The 25,498-nt window shown below is 54.1% G+C and carries 21 protein-coding genes; 14 read left to right on the forward strand and 7 right to left on the reverse strand.

Annotated features, from left to right (window positions below):
• Positions 1-15: 15 nt before the first annotated feature.
• A complete protein-coding gene (locus DDY07_RS04700) occupies positions 16-1,230 on the forward strand; it encodes an MFS transporter (protein ID WP_171694991.1) in 1,215 nt (404 codons plus the stop codon).
• Positions 1,231-1,445: 215 nt separating this feature from the next.
• Here DDY07_RS04700 and DDY07_RS04705 read toward each other — a convergent pair whose 3' ends face one another.
• The gene (locus DDY07_RS04705) at positions 1,446-2,027 is read right to left on the reverse strand and encodes a cation diffusion facilitator family transporter (protein WP_216614709.1); all 582 of its coding nucleotides are present in this window, start codon (positions 2,025-2,027) and stop codon (positions 1,446-1,448) included.
• A 157-nt stretch (positions 2,028-2,184) separates the two neighbouring features.
• Between DDY07_RS04705 and cadR the strand changes: the two genes are divergently transcribed.
• From cadR to DDY07_RS04770, 13 genes are all read left to right on the forward strand, one after another.
• Positions 2,185-2,604, forward strand: coding sequence for a Cd(II)/Pb(II)-responsive transcriptional regulator (cadR, locus tag DDY07_RS04710; protein ID WP_301539341.1), 420 nt, complete (start codon positions 2,185-2,187; stop codon positions 2,602-2,604).
• Between the two features lie 906 nt (positions 2,605-3,510).
• On the forward strand, positions 3,511-4,767 hold the full coding sequence (locus DDY07_RS04715; RefSeq protein ID WP_171694993.1) for a glycosyltransferase family protein: 1,257 nt from the start codon (positions 3,511-3,513) through the stop codon (positions 4,765-4,767).
• 63 nt (positions 4,768-4,830) lie between these two features.
• Complete coding sequence (locus tag DDY07_RS04720) at positions 4,831-6,186, forward strand: glycosyltransferase (protein ID WP_171694994.1); 1,356 nt, start codon at positions 4,831-4,833, stop codon at positions 6,184-6,186.
• A complete protein-coding gene (locus DDY07_RS04725) occupies positions 6,161-8,170 on the forward strand; it encodes an alginate lyase family protein (protein WP_171694995.1) in 2,010 nt (669 codons plus the stop codon). The genes DDY07_RS04720 and DDY07_RS04725 overlap by 26 nt, the downstream gene beginning before the upstream one ends.
• A complete protein-coding gene (locus DDY07_RS04730; RefSeq protein ID WP_171694996.1) occupies positions 8,171-10,303 on the forward strand; it encodes an alginate lyase family protein in 2,133 nt (710 codons plus the stop codon).
• Positions 10,300-11,628: an aminoglycoside phosphotransferase family protein gene (locus tag DDY07_RS04735; protein ID WP_171694997.1), complete on the forward strand. Its 1,329-nt coding sequence runs from the start codon at positions 10,300-10,302 to the stop codon at positions 11,626-11,628. Before DDY07_RS04730 ends, DDY07_RS04735 begins: the two co-directional genes overlap by 4 nt.
• Complete coding sequence (locus DDY07_RS04740; RefSeq protein WP_171694998.1) at positions 11,615-12,259, forward strand: histidine phosphatase family protein; 645 nt, start codon at positions 11,615-11,617, stop codon at positions 12,257-12,259. Before DDY07_RS04735 ends, DDY07_RS04740 begins: the two co-directional genes overlap by 14 nt.
• Entirely contained in the window at positions 12,256-13,533 is a 1,278-nt protein-coding gene (locus tag DDY07_RS04745) for a phosphotransferase family protein (RefSeq protein WP_171694999.1), read from the forward strand. The genes DDY07_RS04740 and DDY07_RS04745 overlap by 4 nt, the downstream gene beginning before the upstream one ends.
• A gap of 19 nt (positions 13,534-13,552) precedes the next feature.
• On the forward strand, positions 13,553-15,355 hold the full coding sequence (locus tag DDY07_RS04750; protein ID WP_171695000.1) for an ABC transporter ATP-binding protein: 1,803 nt from the start codon (positions 13,553-13,555) through the stop codon (positions 15,353-15,355).
• The gene (locus DDY07_RS04755) at positions 15,352-16,563 is read left to right on the forward strand and encodes a glycosyltransferase family protein (RefSeq protein ID WP_171695001.1); all 1,212 of its coding nucleotides are present in this window, start codon (positions 15,352-15,354) and stop codon (positions 16,561-16,563) included. The genes DDY07_RS04750 and DDY07_RS04755 overlap by 4 nt, the downstream gene beginning before the upstream one ends.
• A complete protein-coding gene (locus DDY07_RS04760; protein WP_171695002.1) occupies positions 16,553-17,395 on the forward strand; it encodes a hypothetical protein in 843 nt (280 codons plus the stop codon). Before DDY07_RS04755 ends, DDY07_RS04760 begins: the two co-directional genes overlap by 11 nt.
• A gap of 14 nt (positions 17,396-17,409) precedes the next feature.
• Positions 17,410-18,933 (forward strand): alginate export family protein, encoded by a 1,524-nt coding sequence (locus tag DDY07_RS04765; protein ID WP_171695003.1) that lies wholly within the window; start codon positions 17,410-17,412, stop codon positions 18,931-18,933.
• 13 nt (positions 18,934-18,946) lie between these two features.
• The gene (locus tag DDY07_RS04770) at positions 18,947-20,092 is read left to right on the forward strand and encodes a glycosyltransferase family protein (protein ID WP_171695004.1); all 1,146 of its coding nucleotides are present in this window, start codon (positions 18,947-18,949) and stop codon (positions 20,090-20,092) included.
• Here DDY07_RS04770 and DDY07_RS04775 read toward each other — a convergent pair.
• The 6 genes from DDY07_RS04775 to DDY07_RS04800 all read right to left on the reverse strand — a co-directional run bounded on the left by DDY07_RS04775 (position 20,086) and on the right by DDY07_RS04800 (position 25,327).
• Positions 20,086-21,327 carry a S8 family serine peptidase gene (locus tag DDY07_RS04775; protein ID WP_171695005.1) on the reverse strand — a complete coding sequence of 414 codons (1,242 nt, stop codon included), beginning with the start codon at positions 21,325-21,327 and terminating at the stop codon, positions 20,086-20,088. The two genes, DDY07_RS04770 and DDY07_RS04775, sit on opposite strands and share 7 nt — an antisense overlap.
• A 6-nt stretch (positions 21,328-21,333) precedes the next feature.
• Positions 21,334-22,041, reverse strand: a complete 708-nt coding sequence (locus DDY07_RS04780) for a zf-HC2 domain-containing protein (RefSeq protein ID WP_171695006.1) — start codon at positions 22,039-22,041, stop codon at positions 21,334-21,336.
• A 4-nt stretch (positions 22,042-22,045) separates the two neighbouring features.
• Positions 22,046-22,606: an RNA polymerase sigma factor gene (locus tag DDY07_RS04785; protein ID WP_171695007.1), complete on the reverse strand. Its 561-nt coding sequence runs from the start codon at positions 22,604-22,606 to the stop codon at positions 22,046-22,048.
• Between the two features lie 123 nt (positions 22,607-22,729).
• Positions 22,730-23,473: a TorF family putative porin gene (locus tag DDY07_RS04790; protein WP_171695008.1), complete on the reverse strand. Its 744-nt coding sequence runs from the start codon at positions 23,471-23,473 to the stop codon at positions 22,730-22,732.
• 133 nt (positions 23,474-23,606) lie between these two features.
• Complete coding sequence (locus DDY07_RS04795; protein WP_171695009.1) at positions 23,607-24,353, reverse strand: DUF5765 domain-containing protein; 747 nt, start codon at positions 24,351-24,353, stop codon at positions 23,607-23,609.
• A 506-nt stretch (positions 24,354-24,859) separates the two neighbouring features.
• Positions 24,860-25,327 carry a ProQ/FinO family protein gene (locus DDY07_RS04800; protein WP_171695010.1) on the reverse strand — a complete coding sequence of 156 codons (468 nt, stop codon included), beginning with the start codon at positions 25,325-25,327 and terminating at the stop codon, positions 24,860-24,862.
• Positions 25,328-25,498 lie beyond the last annotated feature (171 nt).

Below are 25,498 nucleotides of genomic sequence, written 5' to 3' on the forward strand. Positions count from 1 at the left end.
TTACGTAGAATAATTTTGCTTAAACATCTTCTATTACCCGCCGGAGTAGACAGGGCTATATTGCCCATCATTATTGGAAGGGCATTGCGGGCTTTTTCCGATGGCTTTGTTGCAGTGCTATTGCCCGCATATTTGTTGGCCTTGGGTTTTGATACGTGGCAAGTTGGGGTGATAGCAACATCGACACTGTTAGGATCGGCCATGGCTACACTGGCGGTGGGAGCCTGGGGGCATAAAGTCCATGATCGCGAATTACTGCTAGTTGCTGCGTTATTGATGATCTCGACTGGGTTCGCCTTTGCCAGTCAAACGTCATTCTGGCCATTGTTGATGATTGCCTTCATCGGCACACTCAATCCCAGCTCCGGTGACGTCAGCTTGTTTCTGCCACTTGAGCATGCTCGACTGGCTGAGGCGGCCCACGATCAAGCTCGGACAGCACTGTTTGCCCGTTATAGCCTTGCCGGTGCATTGTTCGCGGCTTTGGGTGCTTTATCGGCGGGACTGCCAGATTATCTTGTCCAAACTATTGACATCAACAGACTTGATGGCTTTCGATTCATGTTTGTCCTTTATAGTCTTATCGGCTTTACTATTTGGCTACTGTATAGACGCTTACCACAGTCACATACTGAACAGCGAAAGCCAGCACAGCCATTAGGACCATCCAAGTCAGTAGTGATAAAACTGGCGACCTTGTTTTCCCTGGATTCCTTCGCTGGCGGATTAGTCGTCAATTCGCTGTTAGCGCTTTGGCTATTCAAGCGATTCGATTTGTCATTAGCCGCAGCTGGTTCGTTTTTCTTTTGGGCCGGTTTGCTGACGTCCTTATCCCAGTTGGTTGCACCACACTTGGCAAAACGGATTGGACTGATCAATACCATGGTGTTCACGCACATCCCTGCAAATCTCAGTCTAATCGGGGCCGCATTTGCGCCTGACATCGAAACAGCACTCGGTTTGTTGTTGCTGCGATCCTTATTATCCCAGATGGATGTGCCGGCTCGAAGCGCATTTGTGATGCTGGCGGTGACCCCTGAAGAGAGAGCGGCGGCGGCTAGTTTTACATTGGTACCTCGGAGCTTGGCGTCTTCGCTCAGTCCAACGCTAGGAGGGGCTTTATTTACAACTGGTTTTTTTGCGCTTCCATTGGTGGGGTGCGGGGTTTTGAAGATTGCCTACGATCTGATGTTGTGGCGCGCTTTCAGAAAATTCGAGGCTAAAAATTAGCTGAATTGATGTGAAATAGAGTTTACGATATTTTCGCATATCATTTGAAGATGACTATCCAAAGTCCTGAAGAGCACGAAATTTAAGGATGTGACCGCTTGAGCGCTCAAGAAAAATCGGGAAATCCGTTGCTGGGCCGCCGGGCAATAAAAATCCTCCCCAACTGGTCTCTGTCGGGGGATTATTAGAGAAAGCAAAAAATGGAAAATCGCGTGCTAAGACTTGTCAATGCTGCGCAGCTCTCGGGCTGATTGTCGTAAAACGCCGAATGCAGAATGAAGAAACAATCCTGCGATTAGACTTCCAACGATGATGTCTGGCCAACGCGAAGAGAGCTGGTAGCTTGTACCAGCAGCTAACAGAACTCCAACATTGGCGATTAGATCATTGCGGGAGCATAGCCAAGTCGAACTCATATTGAGGTTATCGCTGCGATACCGGTAAAGCAGGAAAAAGCAGACAAGATTGGCAAACAACGCTAAAGCACCAACGATCCCCATCATTTCGATACCTGGCATGATCGGGTTGAATACCTTGTAACCGGCTTCTCCGAGAACGCCAAGACCAAAGGCTAGCATGAAACAGCCTTTCACCACAGCTGCCATCGTCTGCCACCGCGCCGAACGGGCTAGCACGAAAAGGCTGAAGCCGTATACCAGTGAGTCGCCCAGCATATCTAGCGCGTCGGCAAGCAACGAAGTGGAGTGTGCCTGGAGTCCCGCTGCACTTTCCACAAAAAACATGGCGGCATTGATGACAAGCACGATCCACAGTACCCGACTGTGGCTTTGGCGCATGGCGGTTAACTCGCAACTTTTATTTTCACAACAACTGGCCATTTTTCGTCCTCGCATTGGCTGATAAGGCAGCAATCTGCCCCGATTCTTGCCAATTTAAGACCCTATAGTTAGTATAGAGTCAAGTGTGTAATGCAGATGAGGTAATACGCTCCAAATGCCCAACAATTTGAAGATTGGTGACCTGGCCAAAATGGCAGGTTGTCAGGTGGTAACCATTCGTTACTATGAGCGGGAAGGCTTGTTGCCGGAACCGGCTCGATCTGATGGCAACTACCGTTTGTACGCCAACAAGCACCTCGAGCAACTTCATTTCATTCGCCATTGCCGATCGATGGAAATGACGCTCGAGGACATCCGGCTGTTACTCAGATTCCGAGACACGCCAGAGGAAAACTGCAGCGAAGTAGACGCTTTACTCGATCAGCATATCTGTGATGTGGTCAACCGGATCGCGCAACTCAAATCACTGGAAAGTCAGTTGAGAAACTTGCGCGGTCAATGCCGTAGTGCCCGAGCCGCCAAAGATTGTAGGATTCTGCAGGGCCTGTCTTCGGAAACAGACGGGCAAACATAACGATGATGTAACGAATGAGCTTTACAGATGTCAAATGATCGCTATAAACCAGCCGTTCGGAGAACTGATTTTTGAATTTTTCACAGACCGCTTTTGGCCGATTGAAGCCAGATGCTTGGAAGTGCCAACCAACCCCAAATGCACATGACTGTTATCTCTATGCTAAGTCAAAGCAAGCAACTGTTTGACTCCCGGCGCGCCCAATCACCAGCGCTCCCGGTAATCATATCGGGGCATCGGCCGCGGCGGATAGCCGTAATAGTCCAGCGGCGGCCGCGCGAAATAGCGCGGCGGCGGGGGAGGGTAATAGCCCAATCTTGCCGGGCCATGCATCCTAAAATATGGCCGGTAAGCATGCCCGTGATGGTGATGATGCCGCCTATGGTGGCCATGTCCCCAATCGTCTCCATGTGCCAAAGCGGTTCCGGACCATAACACGCCGATTAACAATATCGTTATAAGCCTGAACATATATCCTCCTTTGTGGGATTGTTTCAGTCGCAGCGGATTGTTCGCCTTTTTGCTTAAAAACCTCTTAATTCCGCTGCGCTGTTTGAAAGCAGAGCAGATCGAATGCCGACTTGCACATCGCTCAAACCATTGGCGCCACATTCCCGAAGCGCTTCAAATCCCGGATTTCGTACTTCTCAATTTATTTGCACCGTGTTTAAGGCAGGCTGTCCCAAAAAACCGGTTCATGCGCCTGTGGGCAGGCTGAGTAACATCGCCACATTAAAGTTTGATGAAAATGCCGATTTGAATGAACCTTGCTGGTTTGCCCGGGAATAAACGCTGCACGTAACCACGGTTTTGTCTGGTTACCGAAATTGAACCGGGCGTCAGATTATCCTCACTGGAAACTAATGGCGCCCGCATAATGACGATGCAGCAAAAGGAATCCGGGCCATGACGCTTAGCAAGCAATCCAAAAGAATCATTGTGTATTCTCACGATACCTTCGGTCTGGGCAATATCCGGCGGATGCTGGCTATTTCTAAATCCTTGGTGGATGCCGACCCGAATGTTTCGGTACTGATCCTGTCCGGCTCGCCGATGTTGCATGCCTTCCGGATTCCGGATCGGATCGATTACATCAAATTGCCTTGTCTGTCGCGTAGCGTGAAAGGCGATTATTCGGTGAAGTTTCTGGACATGGAATACGCCCAATTGCTCACACTGCGCAGCAATATCATCCTCAGCGCGGTGCTCGATTTTGACCCCGATTTGATTCTGGTCGATAAAAAGCCCTACGGCGTCAGTGACGAGTTGGGCGCGGCTTTGAATTTGATGCAGCGCCGTGGCCACCGTGCGAAGCTGGTTTTGTTGTTGCGCGACATCCTCGACAGTCCGGAAAGCACGATACCGGTCTGGAAGAAAAACGGTTACCACGACGCCATTCAGTCGCACTACGACAAGGTGTTGGTTGTCGGTTCGCCGGAGATTTACGACATGCGCAAGGAATACGAGTTTCCCGACGCCAGCCATGAAAAAGTCGACTTCTGCGGCTACATCGCCCGCGAACGCAGCGACAAACGCGCCGGTGAGATTCGGCAGCAAATCGGCTGCACCCAGGAACGACTGGTGTTGGTGACAGCGGGTGGCGGTGAAGACGGCTACCAATTGCTGCATAGCTATCTGGAAGGCTTGAATCGGCAAGATCTGGGCGACAACACCATGACTCTGATGATTTGCGGCCCGGAAATGTCGGAAAGCCGCCGCCACCAGCTCGAAGTTTTGGCTCGCGGCTGTCGTAACGTGGTGATTCAGGAATTTAACACCGACATGATGGCCTGTATGGAAGCCGCTGATTTGGTGGTCAGCATGGGCGGTTATAACTCCACCTGCGAGCTATTGACCCTGCGTAAACGGGCGATTTTGGTGCCGCGCGTCAAACCTTCGCAGGAGCAATGGATACGCGCGGAACGCCTGGCCCTGCAAGGTTTGGTGCGCGCCATTCACCCCAACAATCTGACGCCCAAATTGCTGATGGATACCGTCCGCGAGGAATTGCGCCGCACCAACGTCCACCACAGCCGGATGTATCAAATCGACATGGGCGGCTTGCCGCGCATCAGCCAGTCAATCAGCGACCTGCTTTACGACTGCGCGGCAAACATGCCGGCACCGATCAGGGCCTCAACTCGTAGCGCTAGCGCAGACTAACCCTATTCGCTCGATGTAACGAACGGCCTGAATAACGCCGACCGGATAACTTTGGATTTTACAATGCAAAACCATGATAGCCAGGCGCAAGTCGCCTACATCCTCAAAGGTTTTCCGCGCACCTCGGAAACCTTTATCACCAATGAAATCCATTTATTGGAAACCTTAGGCCTCAAACTGTCGATCTTTTCGATCAAGCAACTCGAGGGCCAAAAGCACCATGCCGTGGTTGACCAGATCAAAGCGCCGGTGACTTATCTGCCGCAAGCCGACGATTTGACCGGCCGCAGCTTTTGGATCTGGCTGAAGGAAAACCTGCCTAAATTCACAGCCAGCCACGGCCGGTTGTTTCTGAAGCGGCCGATTGCCTATATCGGCGCTTTGCTGGAATGTTTCAGTATGTCGATCAAATACCGCGAAAGCGGGTGGGACTTTCCGCGCACGGTTTTCATCAAGGAATTTTTGCAAGCCGGCACTATCGCCGAATCGGTGTTGCGGAATCCGGCCATTCGCCATCTACACGCGCATTTCTGCCACGGCGCCACGACGGTGGCAATGTTTGCCAGCCGGATCAGCGGCCGGCCTTTCAGCTTTACCGCCCACGCCAAAGATATTTACCTAAAGGAATTGAATCCCGGTGATTTGTTGCAAATCAAAATGCGTCGCGCCAAATTTGCCGTGACCTGCACCGGTGCCAACCAGCAACATCTGGACGCCTGCAAAGGCAGCGATATTGCCGTGCACCGGATTTATCACGGCCTGGACACCGATTTGTTTGTGCCGGAGCCACGCGAGCAAGCCGCCGCTGACCCTGTTCCAACCATTCTGTCAGTTGGGCGGCTGGTCGAGAAAAAAGGCTTCGATTATCTGGTCAGAGCCTGCGCGATACTGCGCGACCGCGGCGTCAAATTTAACTGCCGTATCGTCGGTGGCGCCGATAAGTACGCGCAAGTAATCAAACAACTGATCGCCGAACTGGATTTACAAGATGTGGTCAGCCTGCCCGGCGCGGTAACGCAGGAAGAACTACGCGGTATTTATCAGCAAGGCGATGTGTTTGCGCTGCCGTGTCTGGTGGTGGACAACGGCGACCGCGACGGCATTCCGAATGTCTTGGTCGAAGCGATGGCGATGGAAATGCCGGTCGTCTCCACCGACATTTCCGGCATCCCGGAACTGATTCAAGACCAAATCAACGGCCTGCTGGTACCGGAGAAAAATGCCGCAGCCATGGCCGATGCCATCGAACGTTTGTTAAAAGATCAGGCTCTGCGCCAGCGCCTGGGCCAAGCCGCGCGGCAAAACGTCTGCCGGGATTTCAACTCCCGCCACACCACGGTAGCCTTGAAAAATCTGTTCGACGCCTGCCTGGCAGGTGAAATGGTGGAAGCGCATGTCTGCTGTACTGAACATTCTTAATACCTACCCGCGTCTGCAGGCGCTGGCAGCGCCGTATTGCGATATGTCTGCAACAGAATTGCTGGCGTATTTCCATGGCCGGCGGCATGTCCGCTATTTTTCGGTGATCGACGAAGAGCAAAATACCCCGGAAAAACTGGACGGCGTATTGCGCAATCGCTTTGATTTCAACCACGAGGCCTATCAGCTGAATGATGACTTCGACTGGCTCAGCAACCCCAGCGCCGATGTCGAATGGCTGATCCTGTTGCACAAGTTTTATTACGCGGTCGGCTTGGGCCGGCGCTTTGCAGAGACCGGCGATCGGCGCTACCGCGATAAATGGCAAGCGCTGACTCGTCGTTGGATAGCTAGCGTACCCATTGATTTTCTCTCCAGCGACGTCACCGGCCGCCGCGTGCAAAACTGGATTTTTGCCTACCGCTATTTTGTCTCGGCGGCCAACCAATTGGCCATCGATGCGCAGTTTCATCTGGATTTTCTGGCCTCGCTACAACAACAAGTGGCTTATCTGTGCGACCACCTGACCCCGGCCCGCAATCACCGCACCCTGGAGCTTTACGCGATTTTTCTGGCGGCAGTGGTGTTTCCGGAATTATCCGGTGCCGACGATTGGTTGAAATTTTCGATTGCCGAATTGCAACGCAACCTGCAAACCGACTTGCTTGCCGACGGCGTGCATTGCGAGTTATCGACCGATTATCACCACATTGTCCTGCGCAACTTTCTAGGCATTCGTCGCTTGGCGATGATGAACGACATCGCGCTGCCGGCCGACATGGACGCAGCCATCAAAAAGGCTCTGAAATTTTGCCTGCATGCGCATAAACCCGACGGTTTTATTCCGGCCATCAGCGACGGCGACAGCGCCAATTTCCTTGACTTACTGCGCCAAGGCCACGAGCTGTACCAAGATGAGGCGATGCTGTACGTCGCCACAGCCGGCCAACAAGGCCAAGCACCGGCAGAGCGTTCAAAAACCTTTACCGCCAGCGGCTACAGCATCTTGCGCAGCGGCTGGGGTGATCAAGGCGAAGCGTATCAAGACGAACGCTATTTGTTTTTCGATTGCGCGCCGCTGGGGGCCGGCAATCACGGACATCTGGATTTACTGAATATCGAAATGGCGGCTTACGGCCGCTCGTTGATCGTCGATCCGGGCCGTTACACCTACGACGAATCTGGCGACACCAATTGGCGAGTGCTGTTTCGCGGCACCGGCTATCACAACACCGTGCAGGTGGACGGCAAAAATCAGGCGCTTTACGCGCCGCATACTCGCAAATACAAGATTCAAGGCCCGGAGCCGGTGCGCGAATTCAAGTGCGCGCTGCACCGGCCGGGATTTGACTATCTGCACGGCATCGCCGCCAGTCATGAATATCCGGTGATTCACGAGCGCAAAATCCTGTTCATCGCCGGCGAATACTGGCTGATCTGCGATGTGCTGCGTGCGAAACAAAACCACGACTACGAACTGCTGTTTCATCTGGATGCGCTAGCCCAGCAACGCACGACAACGCGAGTCGATGCCGCCGGCTTGCGCGTCGATTCGCCGAATCTGCTCATGCTGCAAGCCGCGCAACCGGATACCCAACTAACGCTGGAGCAGGGTTTTATCTCGCCCAGCTACGGCGTCAAACACCCGTCCCCGGTCGTCAAGTTTGCCGCGCATGCCGCCGACTATTGCTTTCTGACCGTGCTGTTTCCTTATCAATCGACGCCGCCGCGGCTGACACTGGAACAGCTGCCGGTCAGGCAACACGGCCAATCGGTGGGCAATACCATAGCCAGTGCCCTGCGAATTCACAGCCAACAGGCACACGGGGAATACCACGACACGCTATTTCTAGCGCACCGCGAGGGCGGCAGTTACGCGTTTGCCGATTTGCAAACCGATAGCGCATTCGTATTCCGCCGCCAGGACAATCAAGGTCGGGTGATTGCCTGGCATACCGAATCGGCTGCCGCGGCACGGGGATAAATGATGAAACCCGAATATACCGTGATGGATACATTGGCTCGGTCAGGCAACCCCGGTCCCGGTAAGCCGGCGTTATTGATTCCGCCTTTCGATGCGTGGTCACCCGCCGAGGTGCTGGCGCATTTTCGCCAGCGCGGCGTCGACAACTACTTTCCGCTCAAATCCGGAAAAGCCAAACATGTCGCCAGCGCGGCGCCGATTCTCGACAACCAATTTACCCTGAATAACGAAACCCACCGCTTAAGCAGCGGATTCGATTGGTTGCATAATCCCAGCGCCGATCTGGAATGGTTGATTCTGCTGCACAAGTTTTATTACGCCCGCGATCTGGCCTTGGCTTACGACTACAGCGGCGACGAACGTTATGCCGAAAAATGGGTAGCATTGGTCGGTTCCTGGATCAAGCAAGTGCCGGACGGGTTTGTGAACAGCCAGGTGACTGGCCGCCGCTTGCAGCAATGGCTGCTGGCTTACCATTACTTCGTGCCTAATCGAAACTGCCGAGCAATAAGCGCCGAATTTTTGCAGGCTTTTTTGCATTCGATACAGTCACAGGCGGTCTTTCTCAGCCGCAATCTAACCCCGGAAGGCAATCACCGCACCATCGAGCTGTCAGCGATTTTCACGGTTGCGATTTTATTTCCGGAGCTCGGCGCCTCGGCAGACTTGCTGGCCTTTGCCCAACGCGAACTGCTGGCCAATCTGCGCCAAGATTTCCTGGCCGACGGCGTGCAAAAAGAGCTGTCCACCGACTATCACCATACGGTGTTGAAGAACTTTCTGCGGGTTCGCGAACTAGCCGATTTAAACGGCATGACCTTGCCCGAGCCATTTGATGCCGTCATCGAAAAAGCCCTGGAATTTTCAATTTACGCCCACAAACCCGACGGCTGGCTACCGGCCATCAACGACGGCGACGTCAACAGCTACTTGTCTCTGTTGGGTAAAGCCGAACACTATTATCCCAGCGAGGCGTTGCGCTATGTGCTTAGCCAAGGTAAGCAAGGCCAGCCGCCGGCGCAACGCTCGCGGCTGTTTGCCGACAGCGGTTACTGTATTTTGCGTAGCGACTGGGCCGAACGGCCTCATGCCGACGGCCGTTACCTGTTTTTCGATTGCGGCGATTTGGGTTTTGGCAGCCACGGCCATTACGACTTATTAAGTTTTGAAATGGCCGCTTTCGGCCGTTCCTTGATAGTCGATCCGGGCCGGTTTACCTATCACGAACACCAAAGCGACGATGTCAATTGGCGGTATGCGTTTAAAGGCACGGCCGCACACAACACGGTCATGATCGATGGCAAAGATCAAATGGCCTACCAATGCCATGAGCCGGTCGGCCCGCAACCCCACGCCGGGGTAATCCGTTTTGAATCGAATCAAGGCTTTGATTTTGTGCATGGCCGCGCACTCAGCCCGCGTTACGAAGTCGATTATCAGCGCAGCATCTTCTTTGCCGAAAACGAGTATTGGATTGTCAGCGATCTGTTAAGCGGCGGCGCCAGCCATAGCTACCAACAATATTTTCATTTGCCGCCGCCATCTCTAGCGCCAATCCAGCTGCTGAACAGTCAGCAAGGCCAGGGCATTTGCCTGCCTAACCTAATAATCGCGCAGGTGCCGCGTATCGAGGTGGCGATGCGCATTGAATCCGGCTGGTTTTCGCCGGAGTATGGCGTCAAACACGCCGCGCCGGTGCTGTGTTTCAGCCAAGAGGGCGACGGTACCCGTTGGTTTCAAACCGTGCTTTATCCCTATCGGGATGACGCGCCAGACATCCGGATCGACAGCTTGCCGGTCAGTCAGTCGCAGCATCTGGCAACGCCAATGCAGGCCATGGCTTTGAGTATTACCTTAAAGACCGCCGACACCGTTTATCGCGACTGTTTTTTTGTTAGCCATATCAATAAGCCTGCGGAATACCGCTTTGCGGATATTGTCTGCCGGGCGCGGCTGTTGTTCGTACGTCGCAATCCGCTGGGGGAGATCGTCAGCTTGCAAGCCGATGCCGCCGAAAGTCTGAGCATTGCCGGCCGCACGCTATTAGACAGCCTCGACAAACCGGTTGTATTGAATTATCGGCAAAGCCCGACCAATCCAGCACCATCAGCAGCTTGGGAGTGCGCGGCATGAATCAAGACCCGCAATTTCCGCAGATGCCGACGGCATTGAATCCGACCTTGATGGGCCCTTTGCTAAATTGGCTGCTGGACGATGCGGATAATCCAGCGTCCGGATGCGGCTGGCAGATCGGCGAAAAACGCTACAAACCGGGGAAGAGCCTGTTGGTGGGTTATCGGTGGACTGGACAATCTGACAATCCGCACACCCGCTTTGCCACCGGGCGGCTATGCTCGCCGGCCGAGGTCAATCGGGAATTTGAACGGGAACTCGCCAAACGCCCGGACTTGGCGAAAGGCGCGCTGACGCTATTACAACACCCGGCCATGCTGGTGTGGGCGTTTCCGTATGATCGCAAACTGCGCCAGCTGCCCACGCTGCTGGACCACGCGGCGATGGCGATCCGCCTGCAAGCACCCGACCTGCTTGGCATGCCTCTAGAAAGTTTGCAATCCGAAGTGTTGCATTATCTTGCCGAATGTTCCTGCATGATTCGTTACAGCGTGCAAACTGCCGAATCAGCGCAGCCGCGGCCGGTGTATGCCAAAAATTATGCCGATGACGCGGGCCGGGAAACCTTTGCCGTCATGCGCCAACTTAACGGGTCATTTAACTGGGGTGCCGAGGCGTTGGCTTTTGACGCGGACACGCTGACGCTTTGGCAAGACCATCTGCCCGGTCAGGCTTTGACGTGGGCGGCGTTGCAGGCAGACATGGATGGGGCGCTGGCCGATAAGATGGCACAGTGCGTGGCGGAGTTGCACGCCTGCCATATCGATACGCCAAGATGTTACACGCAAAGCGATGTGGTGCAGGGTTTGTTGGATACGCCAACGCTGGCCGAGCAAGTTCGCCCGGAATGGGCCGGTCGAATTGCCCGCTCGGTAAACAGTTTGTTGGCGCAGGCGCCGCGTCAAACGCCATCTGAGCTGGCGACGCTGCACCACGACTTGAAACTGAATAACTTTTTATATGACGGTCAGCGCTTGGGCTTGATCGATATGGACTGCGTATGCCTCGGCGATCCCCTGCTGGATCTGGCCAGCCTGATCGCCAATATTTATTTAAACGGCATCCGCGATGCGGCCTCGATTGAATCCATCCATCCACTGGTCAATCGCTTGGTATTGAGTTACCAACGTCACCGTCGGCAGACGCTGAATTTGGCGGATTTACGTTGGCAGGTTGCCGCCGCGTTGATACACGAAGTGGTGCGCCGCAGTTTGCGTCAATTGGACGAAACACGCCTCAAACAAATTAAACGCTATCTGGAACTGAGCGATATGTACGCGGGGCGCTGTGGGCAGGCTGCTGGGGTGGACGATGTACTCATCTGATCAGCCACGGCGGATTTATCTGGCCCGTCACGGCCAAAGCGAATTAAATCTGCAACAACGGATTTCCGGTCAGGCTGATGCGAAACTATCCGCCAAAGGCATGCAGCAAGCTGAAGCCTTGGCGGACGTGCTGAAACAGGAAACTTTGAACACGATATACAGCAGCAGCCTGACCCGCGCCATACAAACCGCCACACCCACCGCTGCCATGCATGACTTGCCCCTCAAGACTTTGGACGGTTTGCGGGAAATTGGTTTGGGTATTCTGGAAGGCCGGCATGTTGACGAGCGCGACCCGGAGGCCAGCCGGTTATGGGCGGCGCGGGAACAAGATAAACACGGCTTCAGCGTACCCGGTTGTGAAGCGTATGCGGATTTTAGCGCGCGGGTGCTGAGCACTCTGCAAGCCATATTGGCCGGCGGCGGAGAGGCGATGTTGATCGTCGCCCATCGCAACACCAACGAAATCATCTTGAATCAGTTGTTGGGCGCCGATTTTGCCGGCGTAGCCGAGATCAACGTCAAAAACAAATACCTATACGCCATCGATTTACGCAGCAACACGGAAGTGATGACGATACGCTTGGGCGGGGAACAGCATGGCCGGCGCTATGCGGGGTTGCGCACATGACTAACCCCTTGGCGCAATTTGCCCCTCTACTGGACGGCGATCTGATGGCCGCTGCGCTGCAGCAGCATTTGCCCGAGTGCCGGGCGGGCGACTGGCAAGTGACCGGCTGCGAGATTCAGCATCCGCGTTACAAGACTTATCGGGCTGCTGAAAACCGCGAGCGCTCGCTTTTATCACTGGTTTACCATCTGCGCGGCCGGCATCCAGCGAAAATGACCGCCGAGCAGCGCATACTCTACGCCCGCGCTTACTTGGGCAACCGCAGCCAGCAGGCCTACACCGAAGCGCAAGCCAACGGCGAGCGGGCGATACATCTGGCCGCGCTGGGCATGGTTGGCTGGCGCTTTCCTGACGATCCGGCAATGCCTTGGTTGGCGGATTTGATGGACAGTCGGCAGATTGCCGAGTTAGGACAACTGCCAATATCGGCTATCGAGATCGTCAATTATCGGCCGGAAATTCGCTGTACGGCTCGTTACCGATTCGCTGCTAGCGAAACCGAGCCGGCGCGGGTGGTTTATGGCAAAACGTATGCCGATGAACGAGGTCGGGAGGTCTATACCAACCTGCAGGCGCTGCAACTTCAATCGGCCGCCGCCTTTGTCATGCCTGAAGCCTTGGCTTACGACGCCGATAGCCACACTTTGTGGTTAGAAGGCTTGCAGGGCCAAATGCTTACCGAGTTGGATTTTACAGCCGGTGTCGCAGAGAAAATCCCGACCTTAGCTCATGCACTTGCCGCTTTTCACCAAGTCACACCTCCGCCTCTGCCGGTCGTTACCTCGCAGCAACAGCTAAAAGAGTGGCACAAGAAAGCCGATAAATTGAGCCACGCCTATCCAGCCGTCCAGCCGGCTCTGACTGGGTTACTCAACGAATTACGCCAAGATTGCCCCGAGTTTGAAGTGTTAGGTTTGATCCACGGCGATTTTCACATCGATCAATTACTGGTGTTGCCGAACGGCCGATTGGCGCTGTTCGATTACGACGAGTTGGCATTGGGCGACCCATTGCAGGATTTGGCCAATTTTGCGGCGGATTTATACAACTATCCCTACCCGCTTGCCACGATAGACCAGCTCGTTCAGCAACTGTTTACGGGCTATGCAGCCGCCAACCACAACCAAATCGACCCGCAACGCTTTGTCTGGCATCTGCGTGGCCAGTTATTGACCCGCGCTTACCGTTGCTTCATCCAGCAAAAACCCGAGGTGCCGCAACGGGTTGCCGATTTTATGGCGCTGGCTTTGCGTCCCTGGCCGCTGGCCGACTGAATTCACCGGAAAAATGCCCATGACCGACCCCACTCAATCGAACAGCCGCTTCAGACAAATCGTGTGGGCGCATCTGCGCCGGGTCCGCGGCAGTATCGTCGCGGCGATTGTCTGCATTATCGGTTCCACCCTGACCAGCCTGATCGTGCCGTGGCCGCTGAAGCTGATTTTCGATCATGTGTTGCTGAATCATCCCTTGCCGGACCATCTGGCCGCCGCGCAACCGCTGTTGCACGGCGGCAGCGAACAAGCGTTGTGGATACTCTGCGGCAGCATGGTGCTGATTGCCCTGTGCAAAGGCGTGTTTTCCTATTACCAATTGTTTCTGACCTCGCGTATCGGCTATTTGCTGGTCTACACCTTGCGCAGCGAATTGTTCGACCATTTGCAACGCCTGTCGCTGGCCTTTCACAGCAGTACGCCGTCCGGCGAGTTGCTGAACAAGCTCACCAGCGATACCAATACCTTGAAGGACGTCTACGCCGACTCGGCTTTGACCTTTACTACCCACGTGCTGACCGTGTTAGGCATGTTCGCGATCATGTTCAGCCTGAGCGTTAAACTGAGTTTGATCGTGCTGGCCAGTTTTCCGCTGCTGTGTCTGGCTATCGTGCTGATTTATCGCCGGGTCAAGCGCTCGGCGCGCAAGCAACGCCATAATGAAGGCCGCTTGGCGTCGCGGGTCAGCGAACTGTTGAACGCGGTGCCGCTGGTGCAAACCTACGGCATGGAAGATGTCGAGCGCGAGCGCTTTGATGTGGAAAGCAGCCAATCGATGACCGAAAGCGTGCGTACCGCGCGCATCGAGGCCGGGGCGACACGGATGATCGAAATCATCAGCGCCATCGGCACCGGTATCGTGGTGCTATTTGGCTGTTTGCAAGTGTTCGACGGGGTGCTGACGCCGGGCGATGTGCTGGTGTTCAGCTCGTACATCGCCCAAATGTATCAACCGATTCGGCAAATCACCCGCTTGTCGACGCGATTTTCCAAGGCCAGCGTCAGCATCGAGCGCATCAGCGAAATTCTGGATACCGAGCCGGACATTCAGGACCCACCGGATGCCATAGTGCCCAGCGGCTTGCGCGGCGAAATCGAATTTCGTCAGGTTTCCTTCGGCTATCCGACCGGCAAACCCATCCTGCGGGATGTTTCGTTTCATATTCAACCGGGCGAACGGGTGGCGTTGGTTGGCGCTTCCGGGGCCGGCAAATCGACGATTGCCCGCTTGCTGATCCGTCTTTACGATCCACAACAGGGCGTTGTGCGCATCGACAGCATTGAAGTTGATCGTTATCAACGCGCCGGCTTACGCCGGGAAATCGGCGTGGTGTTGCAGGATTCGATACTGTTCGGCACTAGCATTCGCGAGAACATCGGCTACGGCAGCCCGGATGCCACGATTGAAGACATCGAAGCCGCCGCGCGTCTGGTGCATGCCGACGAATTCATCCGCAATCTGCCGGACAGTTACGACACGGTGTTGGGCGAAAGCGGCGGCAATCTGTCCGGCGGCCAAAAACAACGCTTGTGTCTGGCACGGGCCTTGTTGCGCCAATCCTCGATTCTGATTCTGGACGAGCCCACCTCGGCAGTCGATGCCCAATCCCAGGCCTTGATCCGCGATGCCATCGACCAACTGCACGGTGGCAAAACCGTGCTGATGATCGCTCATCAATTTCACACCATCCGCCATTTCGACCGGATTTTAGTGTTGAAGCAAGGCGTGATTGTCGAGCAAGGCAGCCATGAAGCTTTGATGCAGATGGGCGGCCATTATCACGAACTGTATAAACTCCAACACGGGTTGCGTGCTGCATGAACCACAACAAACCGCGCTTATTGCTGTATTGCCAGCATTCACTGGGTATGGGCCATTGGGTCCGAGCCATGACTTTGGCCAATGCCTTGAGCCGCGAATTTCGGGTGACGTTTCTGAACGGCGGTCGCGCTCCCGATCATCAGACAACTGCTGGCGACCTGGATATGTTGAATCTGCCGCCTCTGGGCATGGGCGAGGATCATCAGTTGTATAGTCAGGATGAGCGTTACAGCGTTAAGGAAGCACTGGCGATGCGCCGGCAATTGATACTCGATACCTATGCCTTACTCAGGCCGGAAGTGGTATTGATCGAGCTGTTCCCGTTCGGCCGCAAGAAATTGGCCGGCGAGTTGCTGCCGCTGTTAAAGGCTGCGCGCCGGGATAAGCAGGACCGGCCGCTGGTGTTGTGCAGTCTGCGCGACATCATGGTCAACGCCCGCAAGGATCAGAGCCGCCACGACGACCGCGCGCGCTGGATCACCGACCGCTATTTCGACGGCCTGTTGGTGCACGCCGATCCCAGGTTTGCCCGTTTGGAAGACAGTTTTAAGTCGCGACATCCCTTGCAAACCCCGCTGCTGTACACCGGTTTTGTCGCTCCCGGTCGCGTGCCGGCCGCGATCAAACTGCCACGGCGCGGCGTGTTGGTGTCGGCCGGTGGCGGCATGGTCGGCGCACCGTTGTTTCAAGCGGCGATTCAGGCTCATGCTATCAATTGGAAGGCTGACAAATTACCGATGACCATCGTCGCCGGGCCGTTTTTGCCGGAAGCGGATTGGCAGGAACTATCGGCGCAAGCCCAAGGTATGGAGGGTCTGACCCTGTTGCGCTCGGTGCCGGCGATGCAGCCTTTGTTGGAGGCGCACAGCCTGTCGGTGAGTCAATGCGGTTACAACACGGTGATGGATATTCTGGAGTCGGGCACGCCCGCTTTAGTCGTGCCGTTCTTGCGCGGCCAGGAAGACGAGCAGATTCAAAGGGCGCAAAAGTTAGCCGAACTGGGCTTGGTCGAAATGCTGCATCCAAGCGAATCGACCGGCCAACGCTTGGCCGAGCGGATTAGGCAGCTGCGGGATTTTTTGCCTAATCCTTCCGGCCTGAATCTGGCTGGCGCCGACCATACCGTGCGACTGATTCAAGAATTGCTGGCCGGCAAAAACAATTCGCTTGCCGAGTCGCAGCCGAAGGAGTGCGCCCATGCCTGCTGATTGGCTGTCTCCGGTCTGCGCGGCATTGGATGCCAGAGAGCGGTCACTCGAGATTTTCTTTCGCGACGACGACGCCGGCTGGGATGATGATCGGCTTTATGCATTGCTGGACTGCTTTCGGGATTGCCATACACCCATCGATCTTGCGGTGATTCCCGAGGCGCTTAGCCTGTCGTTGGCTGACTCGTTACTGGAACGTTGGCGGCGAAATCCAATTCTGTTGGGATTGCATCAACATGGCTACAGCCATCACAACCATGAAAGCCAAGGCCGCAAATGCGAATTTGGCATCAGCCGCAGCGAAGAGCGGCAATTTAAGGATTTGCTGGCTGGCAAACAACAGCTTGAGTGCCTATTTGGGTCGGCGCTGGACAGCATCTTCACGCCGCCCTGGAACCGTTGCAGCCAAACCACGGCTGATAGCCTGATCAAACTGGGTTTTCAAGCCCTGTCGCGCAACCGAGGCGCCGCGCCACTAGATACAGGGACATTGCGGGAAATTTCGGTGGCTATCGACTGGTGCGGGATCAGAATCAAATCCCCACAGCCTTGGATGGCACTGGGCCAAGCCATAGCTGATTCATTGCACCCGGCGCATTCGGTACCACTGGGCATCATGTTGCACCACGCCGTGATGGACGGTGACGACCTTGAGCATCTGCAAGCCTTATTGCAGTTATTCCGCGAACATCCCAATACGCGCTGCCGCTTGATGCGCGAATTTTTACGTCCCGCAGACGTTGTCGATATGGCGACCCGTGCTTTGGCGCTTGATTCCCTGGTCAAGCCGTTGACGCCCCTCGGCCTTGCCTCTGATAAACCCATCCACTGATTTTCGTTCCACTGATGAGCTCCAAACCCTTCAAAATAACAATAATTAAGTCGGCCCTGCTGGCCGGCGGCGCCTTGCTCAGCCAGTCTGTGTTTGCCGACGCGAGTCTCCAACAAGCAGGGGCTTCCACAAAACGCGCAGACAACGCCTTCCGCCAGGATAACGGCGATACCGTCAGAAAAGAGCCGCTACGTATCAACCCCGGCGACAAACGGCCGGCTGACCAGTTCAAGGTCGATGTGTTCGGCCATCCGCTGACCATTGGCGGTGCTTACGAACTGGAACCACGCTACGTGGAAGACCGACGGCTGGACCCGCGTCGCGATGACGACGTGGCCAATGTTTACCAAGATTTAAAGCTGGAGTTGTTTTACCAGTGGTCGAAATCGCTATCGTTTTTTGTGCAGTCCGATGTGTATTACGATCCGGAGGTTTACACCGAAAGCGGTCTCGACCAATACGAGGCCGGCATCAAACTAACTCAGGCTTGGCTGTTCGTTCACCAACTCCTGGATTCGGGGTTTAGTCTGCAATTGGGCCGGCAACGTATTGCCGACAAGCGCCAGTGGTGGTGGAACGACGAACTGGACGCGGCGCGGCTTTATTTTGGCGAAAACACGCTGTTTGCCGAGTTGGCGATTGCCAAGGAGCTGGGCTCCAAGCAGTCGGATCAGGATTTCATCGATCCGGTCAGCGACAGGGTGGTGCGGCTGATGGGCGACATGGTTTGGCAATGGGACCCGAAGCAAAATTTATCCTTGTTTTTTCTCAGCCAGTTCGACAATTCGGACAATCAACGCCCTGGCGACTTGATCCGCGCCAATCGTAAAGACAGCAGCGACGGCGATTTAAATTGGTTCGGTGGCCGGGCGATGGGCAAATTCAAAATCGAACATGTCGGTAAAATCGGCTATTGGCTGGATTCAGCGTTGGTATTCGGTGAAGAGACCACCCAGACCTTTACCGATATCAACAGCAATTTCTCAAGGGTCAGAGCGCAAACGCCGCGGCATGTCGCAGCCTGGGGTATGGACGCCGGCATCACTTGGTACAGTAACTTGTTCCTGGAACCTTATCTGACCGTGGGCTATGCCTACGGCTCCGGCGACACCAATCCCAACGACGGTACCGATAGTGCTTATCGGCAATCCGGAATCCATAACAACAAGATTAAATTATCCGGCAGCCAGCGCTTTCGTTATTACGGTGAGTTATTTCGGCCGGAATTATCGAATTTGAACATCATGACTGCGGCGCTGGGCTTTCCGATCTCCGAGCAAAGCTCTATCGATTTGCTTTACCACCACTACGAACAGGCCACGCCGTCGTCGGTGATTCGCGATTCGCGAATTCGCGCCACGCCCAACGGCCGCAGCGGCACGCTGGGCGACGAGTTCGATTTGGTATTGTCCCTGGACGAATGGAAACATTTGCAGGTGCAATTTGCCGGTTCTGTCTTCATGGCCGGTCCGGCTTTTGGCGCGTTGGAAGGCAATAATTCCTTTCAGCTCGATTTGACCTTCAAATACAGCTTTTAGCGGCTTGTTTGCCATGCGCGCAAAGCGCCGCAAAATTCTGTTTTATTGCCAAAGCCTGGTTGGCCTGGGGCATTTGACCAGCAGCCTTCTGGTGATCCGTGAGTTATCGGCTTACGCCGATGTGGACTTGATCCACGGCGGCCAAGGCCTACAGCAGATGCCGGAATTGCCGGGATTTCGGCATCTGCGTTTGCCGACCATTTTGATCGATAGCACCAACGACGAACTTTATGCGCCGGACAGCGATGAGCCCATCGAACGTATCTGGGCCAAACGCGCGGCGGCTATCGAGCAGTTTGTAAACTGGCCTTACGATGCGGTAATGGTCGAATTTTTCCCGTTCGGCCGGCGCCGCTTGAAACAAGAGATTCTGGGTTTATTTGCCAAGGTCAGACAGCGCTGCGGGGCGATTCCGATTTTTTGTTTTGTGCGGGAAATTCTGGTGCCGGCAGCGCTGGACGCAGAAAGGCGCATGGTCAAACTGGTGCGGGAGCATATCCATACCGTGTTTGTGCGCGGCGATCCGAATATTGTCCGCTTCGAGGAAACCTTTAGCCTGACCACCGAAATTGCCGACCGTTTGGTTTACGTGGGCTACGTCAGCCCGCCACCGCCAACAAGCTGGCCAGTACGACGAAACCGGATAGTGGTCAGCCAGGGCGGCGGCGAAATCGGTAAATCGCTGTTGCGCGCCGCGATCCGGACCGCGCCGCTGCTGCCGGAATATCAGTTTTTAGTGATTACCAGCTCCCGAGCTTCGGCAACCGAAATCGCTGAATTGCAAGCCTTGGTCAGCAGCTCCAATGCCCAAGTCATCTCGTTCTTGCACAACTTCCAGGAAAATTTACAAACCGCCGCTTTGTCGATCAGCCTGGGCGGCGACAACACTTTGATGGACGTGATCAGCACCCGCACGCCGGCGTTGGCGTATCCTTACGCCGGCAATAGCGAGCAAGGGCTGCGGATTGAAAAACTGGCCGGCAAGGGGTTTGTGTTTCCGTTAACCGACAACGATCTGCCGCCGGAACGGCTTAGTATCAAGATCAGAGAAACGATAAATCAGGCTTATCCGCAGCAGGCCATAGCGATTAATGGCGCGGCCGAAATCAGTCGGCGGATAAGGGCAATCTTTGACGGCGACTGTTGTGAAGATCAGTGAGCGCGCTCTGGAACGGCGAGGGCGGTGCTCGAATCCAGCAAATTGGCGGTCGAGGCGTCGTTGCCCAGCCGGCGTTTGATGTCCGCCGTTTTCCAGTCCGGATGTAATTGCAACAGCAATGCGGCCATGCCGGCCACGTGCGGCGTGGCGAAGGAACTGCCGTTCATAAAGTCGTAGGCTTGGTGCGGCACGGTGGTCAGAATGTCTTTACCAGGGGCGGCGATGTGTTGATGGTTGCCATTGTGTTCCTGGCCAACGGCTATTACGCCGGTGATGTTGGCCGGGAAGCCACCGCTTTGGTCCTGGCTAGGGACTGCCGCAACCACGATAATGCCTTTGGTCAACGCTTTCTCGATTAACTGCTGCACTAAAGGATCTTCGGGGCCGCTCAGGCTTAGATTGATGATATGGCTATTCATTCTGATAGCTTGATTTAAGGCCAAAGCCAAGGTAAAGCTGTTGCAATGTGCCGCCAACGAGTTGGGTTTCTCCGGCCAGCAAGCCCGAAATGCCAAGATTTCCGCCTCGGGGGCGATACCGGCTATGCCTATGCCATTGTTGGGATGAGCGGATAATACGCCGGCTACCGCCGTACCGTGAATATCGGCCAAATTATGATCGCTGGGTTCCGGCGCGGTGTTTTCCGAATACTTGATTCGGCCCCGTAAGTCCGGGTGTTCGGTATCCACGCCGGTGTCAATGACGGCAATACGCACGCCCTGGCCAGTGGTGGTACGGTGCAGATCTGCTATCCGCAAAGCGTTAAAACCGGTTTGTAAATGCAGATACGGATCGCTATATGTCTGAGTCGGCGCAGTTTGTTTACCTAATACCTGAAAACTATGCATTTGCTGGACGGACGACACGTCGCTGTCCTGTTGCAACTCCGCTATTGCCTGTTGCACGGGCAGGGTGTCCGGTACCTCGTACACCACGCAGCTGACGCCCAATGTGGTCACCGGCCACTGGGCGACAAACTGCAAATGATGGCGCTCGGCCAGTTCCTGCGCAATATGTTCGCTCCAGCCGGAATTGCCATATTGACCTCGCAAACGATAACCATCCAAGGCATTGGTCGGCAACGCGCGATCGATGCTGCGGTCGGTAAAGGTGACCAGCAGACGCCGCTCTTCGGCAGTTGTGCTGTCGCCTAGTCGCGATAAATCGCTGGTACTCGCGCAGGCGCTAAGCAGCCAGATCAAGCAAATAAACAGATTTAAGCGCACTAATTTCATGATCGATTACGGTTGTAAAATCGGTTCGGCCAGTATCACATCCTGTCGGCTGCGGAGCAATGCCAAGGCGCCGGCCATGTCGGCATCGGGCTTGCCGGTGGCGATTTTGACAGTATAGGCGCCGACGCTGTTCGGTCCATCTACCCGTATCCCGTCAATTTGGCTAAGCGCGGCGTCTATGTCTTTTTCCATCAGATTCTTTGCAAATACCACACGTATCTGACCGGTCGCACCGGCGTCCGGTTTGGCCGCTGACAGCGTGTGATAATCGGAGGTGTTGGCCGGCCGTAGGTATTGGACGGCAGCCGGTAGCGTGACCAATAGCAATGTCGCGGCAATGGCCAGACCTTTTCCGGTATTGCTGGCGATTCGCCAAAATCGCATGCCCGGTCTGAAGGGTTTTACATTGCTGCCACCCAGTTGTTCGCGTGGAATGTCTATCTGTTTGCTGCGCGGGAGTTGACTGGCTGTTTGCATTTTGGCACGCAGGCCGGCAAAAGAAGCTTCGGCGGCCACATCCAGATCGGCCGCTTGTTGCACGGCTGCCGCAAGTTTTTGCAAAGTTAGTAGTTCGCGTCTGCAGACTAGGCAGCTTTTTAAATGTTGGTCTACCTGTTGGCGTTCGTTAACTGTCAGGCTTTGATTGACATACCAGGGCAGTAACAACACGATGTCCGAATGGGAAGTAGTGGATGAGGAAATCTGTGAGTTCATGGCCTTATTTCTCCTGTGCGTCGGCAAAAACCTGCAGTTTCCTGCGGGCATGAAACATACGGGTTTTGACGGTATTTTCCGGGCAATCCAGGATTCTGGCGACATCCTGATAAGACAAGCTGTGGTAAAAGGTTAATTCGATGACGGCGCGTTGGTCCGGCGGTAAAGTGGCCAAGGCATAGTTTAAGCAATCTTGGTTTTCCCAATTATTCGCTGGATTTGCGCTTGGATCGCCGATAGTTTCTATCAAGAAGTCGATATCGACATCCTTGTCCCGCCGGGCGCTTTTGGCCATGGCTTTCAAGGTTTTGTGATAGGCGATGCCGAATACCCAGGTGGAAATTTTGCTTTCATGATTGAAGCCGTGCGGTTTTTCCCAAACCACCAGCAAGGTCTCCTGTATCAATTCCTCAACCGCTTCGGGTTGGCGCGTCATGCGCAAGATGAAACGAAACAACCTTGGATAGTAATTTTTGTAGAAGGCTTCGAATGCGGCGGTATCGCCTTCGCCGATACGTTGCAGCAGGGCGTATTCGTCCGGGCCGATTTGGGGCTGTTCGGGCATGGGTGGTCGATGTAAGTTAGGGACTAAACGCAGCATGGCTCAAACCTGGGTTCCGGTGATTTTAGCGTGGTGTGCGAGTGTATTCCGCCGCGAAGCCGGAAGGTTCAAAGGCGGGAAATTTATTTAAAATCCGGCGGTCACGGAGATTAAAAACTTGTTGTCCTGTAAGCGCGGATAAAACTCGTGGTGATGGGTATCTGCGTGATGATTGTCCAGATGAACGTCAGCGTAGCGTAAGTCTAGTGCCAGATTGTGGGTGATGAACCAGGAGACCCCGGCATTCCAATAAAAATAATCCTCATCCAATAGTTTGTTGGCTTGGTAGTAGCCCAATCCCGTTGAAAATTGTAGGTTGTCGAGAATGTCGCGGCGATATTTGAGTTCGTAATTCAGCACAGTGGCGTCGCGGCGATAGGCGTTAGGCGCAACGGACACGGTGCCGCTGAGCCAGTCCTGATAGTGTAGGGATGCGTAAAATTCGGCGTAATCGGCATATTTCCCAAAAATCTTGCCGTCGAACAGATAGCCGGTTACTGAGAGTTCAGTACGCCAGTCGCGATTTAGCGGCAAGTTCCAACCCAGATAGGGTTTGATTTCGACATCGGCATGGTTTTTATAGCGACGGTCGTCGAAGCTGATTTGTGAAACGCCTACGCCGCCGAACCAGCCCATAGCGTTCTGGTAATCGATATGCGCCTGAGCCAGCGGGTTGCCGCGATTCTTGGAATAGCCCCTGTATAAGTAATCGCTGAGAAACGTTAGTTCGCCATGCCATTCCGCTTGAGCGCAAGTTAAAACCGAGGATACGCCGAAAATTCCTATGGAGATTGCAAACACGCCTTTGCGGAAGATTTTATCTGTGTCCATGGCTGGGTAGTTTGAGATTTATGCGGGCATTGTCAGTGATTGGCTGTCAGTATAGAACTACCCTTTTGTGCATTATTTCCTAGTCGGCTTGAACCTTCAACAAACTTGAGGGATGTGTGGTGAATTGATCAACTTATTTAAAAAACTGCGGATACCGGCAACCGTACCAGTTGGTTACATACAGATAGTGGCGGATGGGTGTTTTAATTAACAATAGCAGCAGCCCTATCGAATATAAACACCATACGGCAGCCCATTCGTTCATATCGTTGGTAGTCAAATAGGCCAACAGCGGGCCGGTCGTGAAATGATACAACACCAGTTTCCATGAGCCGTAAAGCAATGGCATCAAAAAGGCAGCGTATACGTAACTGTTAGCCATCTGAATACTGCCGCTGGCCGGTATGGCCCAGGCAATATGCCATTGTCCGGATGTTGAGCAAATTTCCGTGCCGCAAAAGGGCATTAAGAATTTGAGTTGAGTACCCGGTAGAAATTGATAGTAGTGGTCAAAACAAAAACTGCTCCATTGGAATGGATAAATTCGCATCATGAAAACAGTGGCCGCTGCAAAGCACAAGATATAGACAAACGGCGCGATGCGTTTTCGTGACGGTTCCGGGATGAAATGCATGCTGACTGCGTTGACAAAAAACGGTTGAAACGCAATGTGCATATATCCCAAAAACGTAGCAATCTGGTTGTTCGGATTTAGGCATTGGTCTATCACCGAATAGGTATAGGCCTGTAGTAATTCCATCAGGGAAAAGTAGGCCAGTGCCAGGCATAAGACCTGGGATTCGCCGCGCCGATAAAAAAAAGCAGTGCTCGCAAAGCCGGTTAAGGCAAGCGCGGCCGATGCCTCGCCACTCCAACACATAATTCCCCCTGGGAATAATCTAGGATCGGGTAAACTGCGATCCAGTGTCGGAGTTTGAAAAGGGTATAAGAGTAACGCCTGGCAGATGCCGAGGGGCTTTAAGGCTCTGTGTTGCCGACTTTTGCTTTTTGGGCTTGGTCGTGAAGAGGTTGCCTTGGGGGATTAACCTAAGGCGTGATCGCGCGAAGAAAATGACGCAAATGTTGCAGTCGATACGTTGTGATTCCACAATATTTTTGCAGAATATTTGCGCATTCTAATGGCTTTGTGAGGGTTTATGACAAAAATTTTCCGGGAACTGACAAGGTCGGTAAGCACCCGAGACAACTTTGGGTGCTAAGCGCGTATCGATTGGTTCTGAGTTTTGGATTGGGACGGGCTGTCGCATCGGCAAGCAGGCTTTGGAAATAACTTGTTTCGGTGGTTATACGTGCTTTAAAGTCTTGAAAAATCAATAGCTTGAAGTCGCGCTTTCCTGGTGTGTGCAATCTCTTTATGAGAAAAACTTATGCTGACCCTGTAGGTAATGCTTCGACGGCTTCAGGCTGTTTCCGCCGTTGCGCTTTTAATTTGCTCGCTTGTTCAGCATCTGCTTTTGTGACTTGGCCGGCCGGCATTCCTTGCAAATCCACTCTGACGGCATCTTCTGTCAGGCAATCCCAGTATCGATGTCCCCAACACCAGGCCTTCAGTGCGGTGCGGAGTTGGTTTTTATCTGCACCGAGTTGATCGGCATGGGCCAGGATGTCTTTGTGGATGCCTATTTTTAAGGGCAGTTTGGCAGCGGGTTTTTTGGGAAACGCCAAGGGAAAATTCTTTTGCAGCAAGCCGATAATGGCGACTAGCGCGTCAGCTTTGCCGGTCTTTTTGATAGGCGATTTCTCCGCTATCTTTTTTTCTCGTTTTACCGGTTTATTGGCGGCTGCTTGCTTGATAAGTTCATCTCTAAGCGCTGCTAGTTCTTCAAATCCCATAATGTATCCACACTTTTATCAAGGAATAAAAGGCAGATTGTACATCGGGAAACATCAAGCCAATAGTGCAATCGAATTTTGGTGCGCTCGGCTAACAATTTCTTAGATAAATAACATAGCGTTCCGCACTTTATCGGGTGCTGCCGGGGTTTTCCGGAGAACCGACTTAAG

The sequence above is a fragment of the Methylomonas sp. ZR1 genome, from assembly GCF_013141865.1.
Lineage (GTDB): Bacteria > Pseudomonadota > Gammaproteobacteria > Methylococcales > Methylomonadaceae > Methylomonas.

Coding starts and splice junctions, on each gene's coding strand:
- DDY07_RS04705 (WP_216614709.1), bottom strand. CDS start 2,027: ATGCGCCAAAGCCACAGTCGGGTACTGTGGATCGTGCTTGTCATCAAT.
- cadR (WP_301539341.1), top strand. CDS start 2,185: ATGCCCAACAATTTGAAGATTGGTGACCTGGCCAAAATGGCAGGTTGT.
- DDY07_RS04715 (WP_171694993.1), top strand. CDS start 3,511: ATGACGCTTAGCAAGCAATCCAAAAGAATCATTGTGTATTCTCACGAT.
- DDY07_RS04720 (WP_171694994.1), top strand. CDS start 4,831: ATGCAAAACCATGATAGCCAGGCGCAAGTCGCCTACATCCTCAAAGGT.
- DDY07_RS04725 (WP_171694995.1), top strand. CDS start 6,161: ATGTCTGCTGTACTGAACATTCTTAATACCTACCCGCGTCTGCAGGCG.
- DDY07_RS04730 (WP_171694996.1), top strand. CDS start 8,171: ATGATGAAACCCGAATATACCGTGATGGATACATTGGCTCGGTCAGGC.
- DDY07_RS04735 (WP_171694997.1), top strand. CDS start 10,300: ATGAATCAAGACCCGCAATTTCCGCAGATGCCGACGGCATTGAATCCG.
- DDY07_RS04740 (WP_171694998.1), top strand. CDS start 11,615: ATGTACTCATCTGATCAGCCACGGCGGATTTATCTGGCCCGTCACGGC.
- DDY07_RS04745 (WP_171694999.1), top strand. CDS start 12,256: ATGACTAACCCCTTGGCGCAATTTGCCCCTCTACTGGACGGCGATCTG.
- DDY07_RS04750 (WP_171695000.1), top strand. CDS start 13,553: ATGACCGACCCCACTCAATCGAACAGCCGCTTCAGACAAATCGTGTGG.
- DDY07_RS04755 (WP_171695001.1), top strand. CDS start 15,352: ATGAACCACAACAAACCGCGCTTATTGCTGTATTGCCAGCATTCACTG.
- DDY07_RS04760 (WP_171695002.1), top strand. CDS start 16,553: ATGCCTGCTGATTGGCTGTCTCCGGTCTGCGCGGCATTGGATGCCAGA.
- DDY07_RS04765 (WP_171695003.1), top strand. CDS start 17,410: ATGAGCTCCAAACCCTTCAAAATAACAATAATTAAGTCGGCCCTGCTG.
- DDY07_RS04770 (WP_171695004.1), top strand. CDS start 18,947: ATGCGCGCAAAGCGCCGCAAAATTCTGTTTTATTGCCAAAGCCTGGTT.
- DDY07_RS04775 (WP_171695005.1), bottom strand. CDS start 21,327: ATGAAATTAGTGCGCTTAAATCTGTTTATTTGCTTGATCTGGCTGCTT.
- DDY07_RS04780 (WP_171695006.1), bottom strand. CDS start 22,041: ATGAACTCACAGATTTCCTCATCCACTACTTCCCATTCGGACATCGTG.
- DDY07_RS04785 (WP_171695007.1), bottom strand. CDS start 22,606: ATGCCCGAACAGCCCCAAATCGGCCCGGACGAATACGCCCTGCTGCAA.
- DDY07_RS04790 (WP_171695008.1), bottom strand. CDS start 23,473: ATGGACACAGATAAAATCTTCCGCAAAGGCGTGTTTGCAATCTCCATA.
- DDY07_RS04795 (WP_171695009.1), bottom strand. CDS start 24,353: ATGTGTTGGAGTGGCGAGGCATCGGCCGCGCTTGCCTTAACCGGCTTT.
- DDY07_RS04800 (WP_171695010.1), bottom strand. CDS start 25,327: ATGGGATTTGAAGAACTAGCAGCGCTTAGAGATGAACTTATCAAGCAA.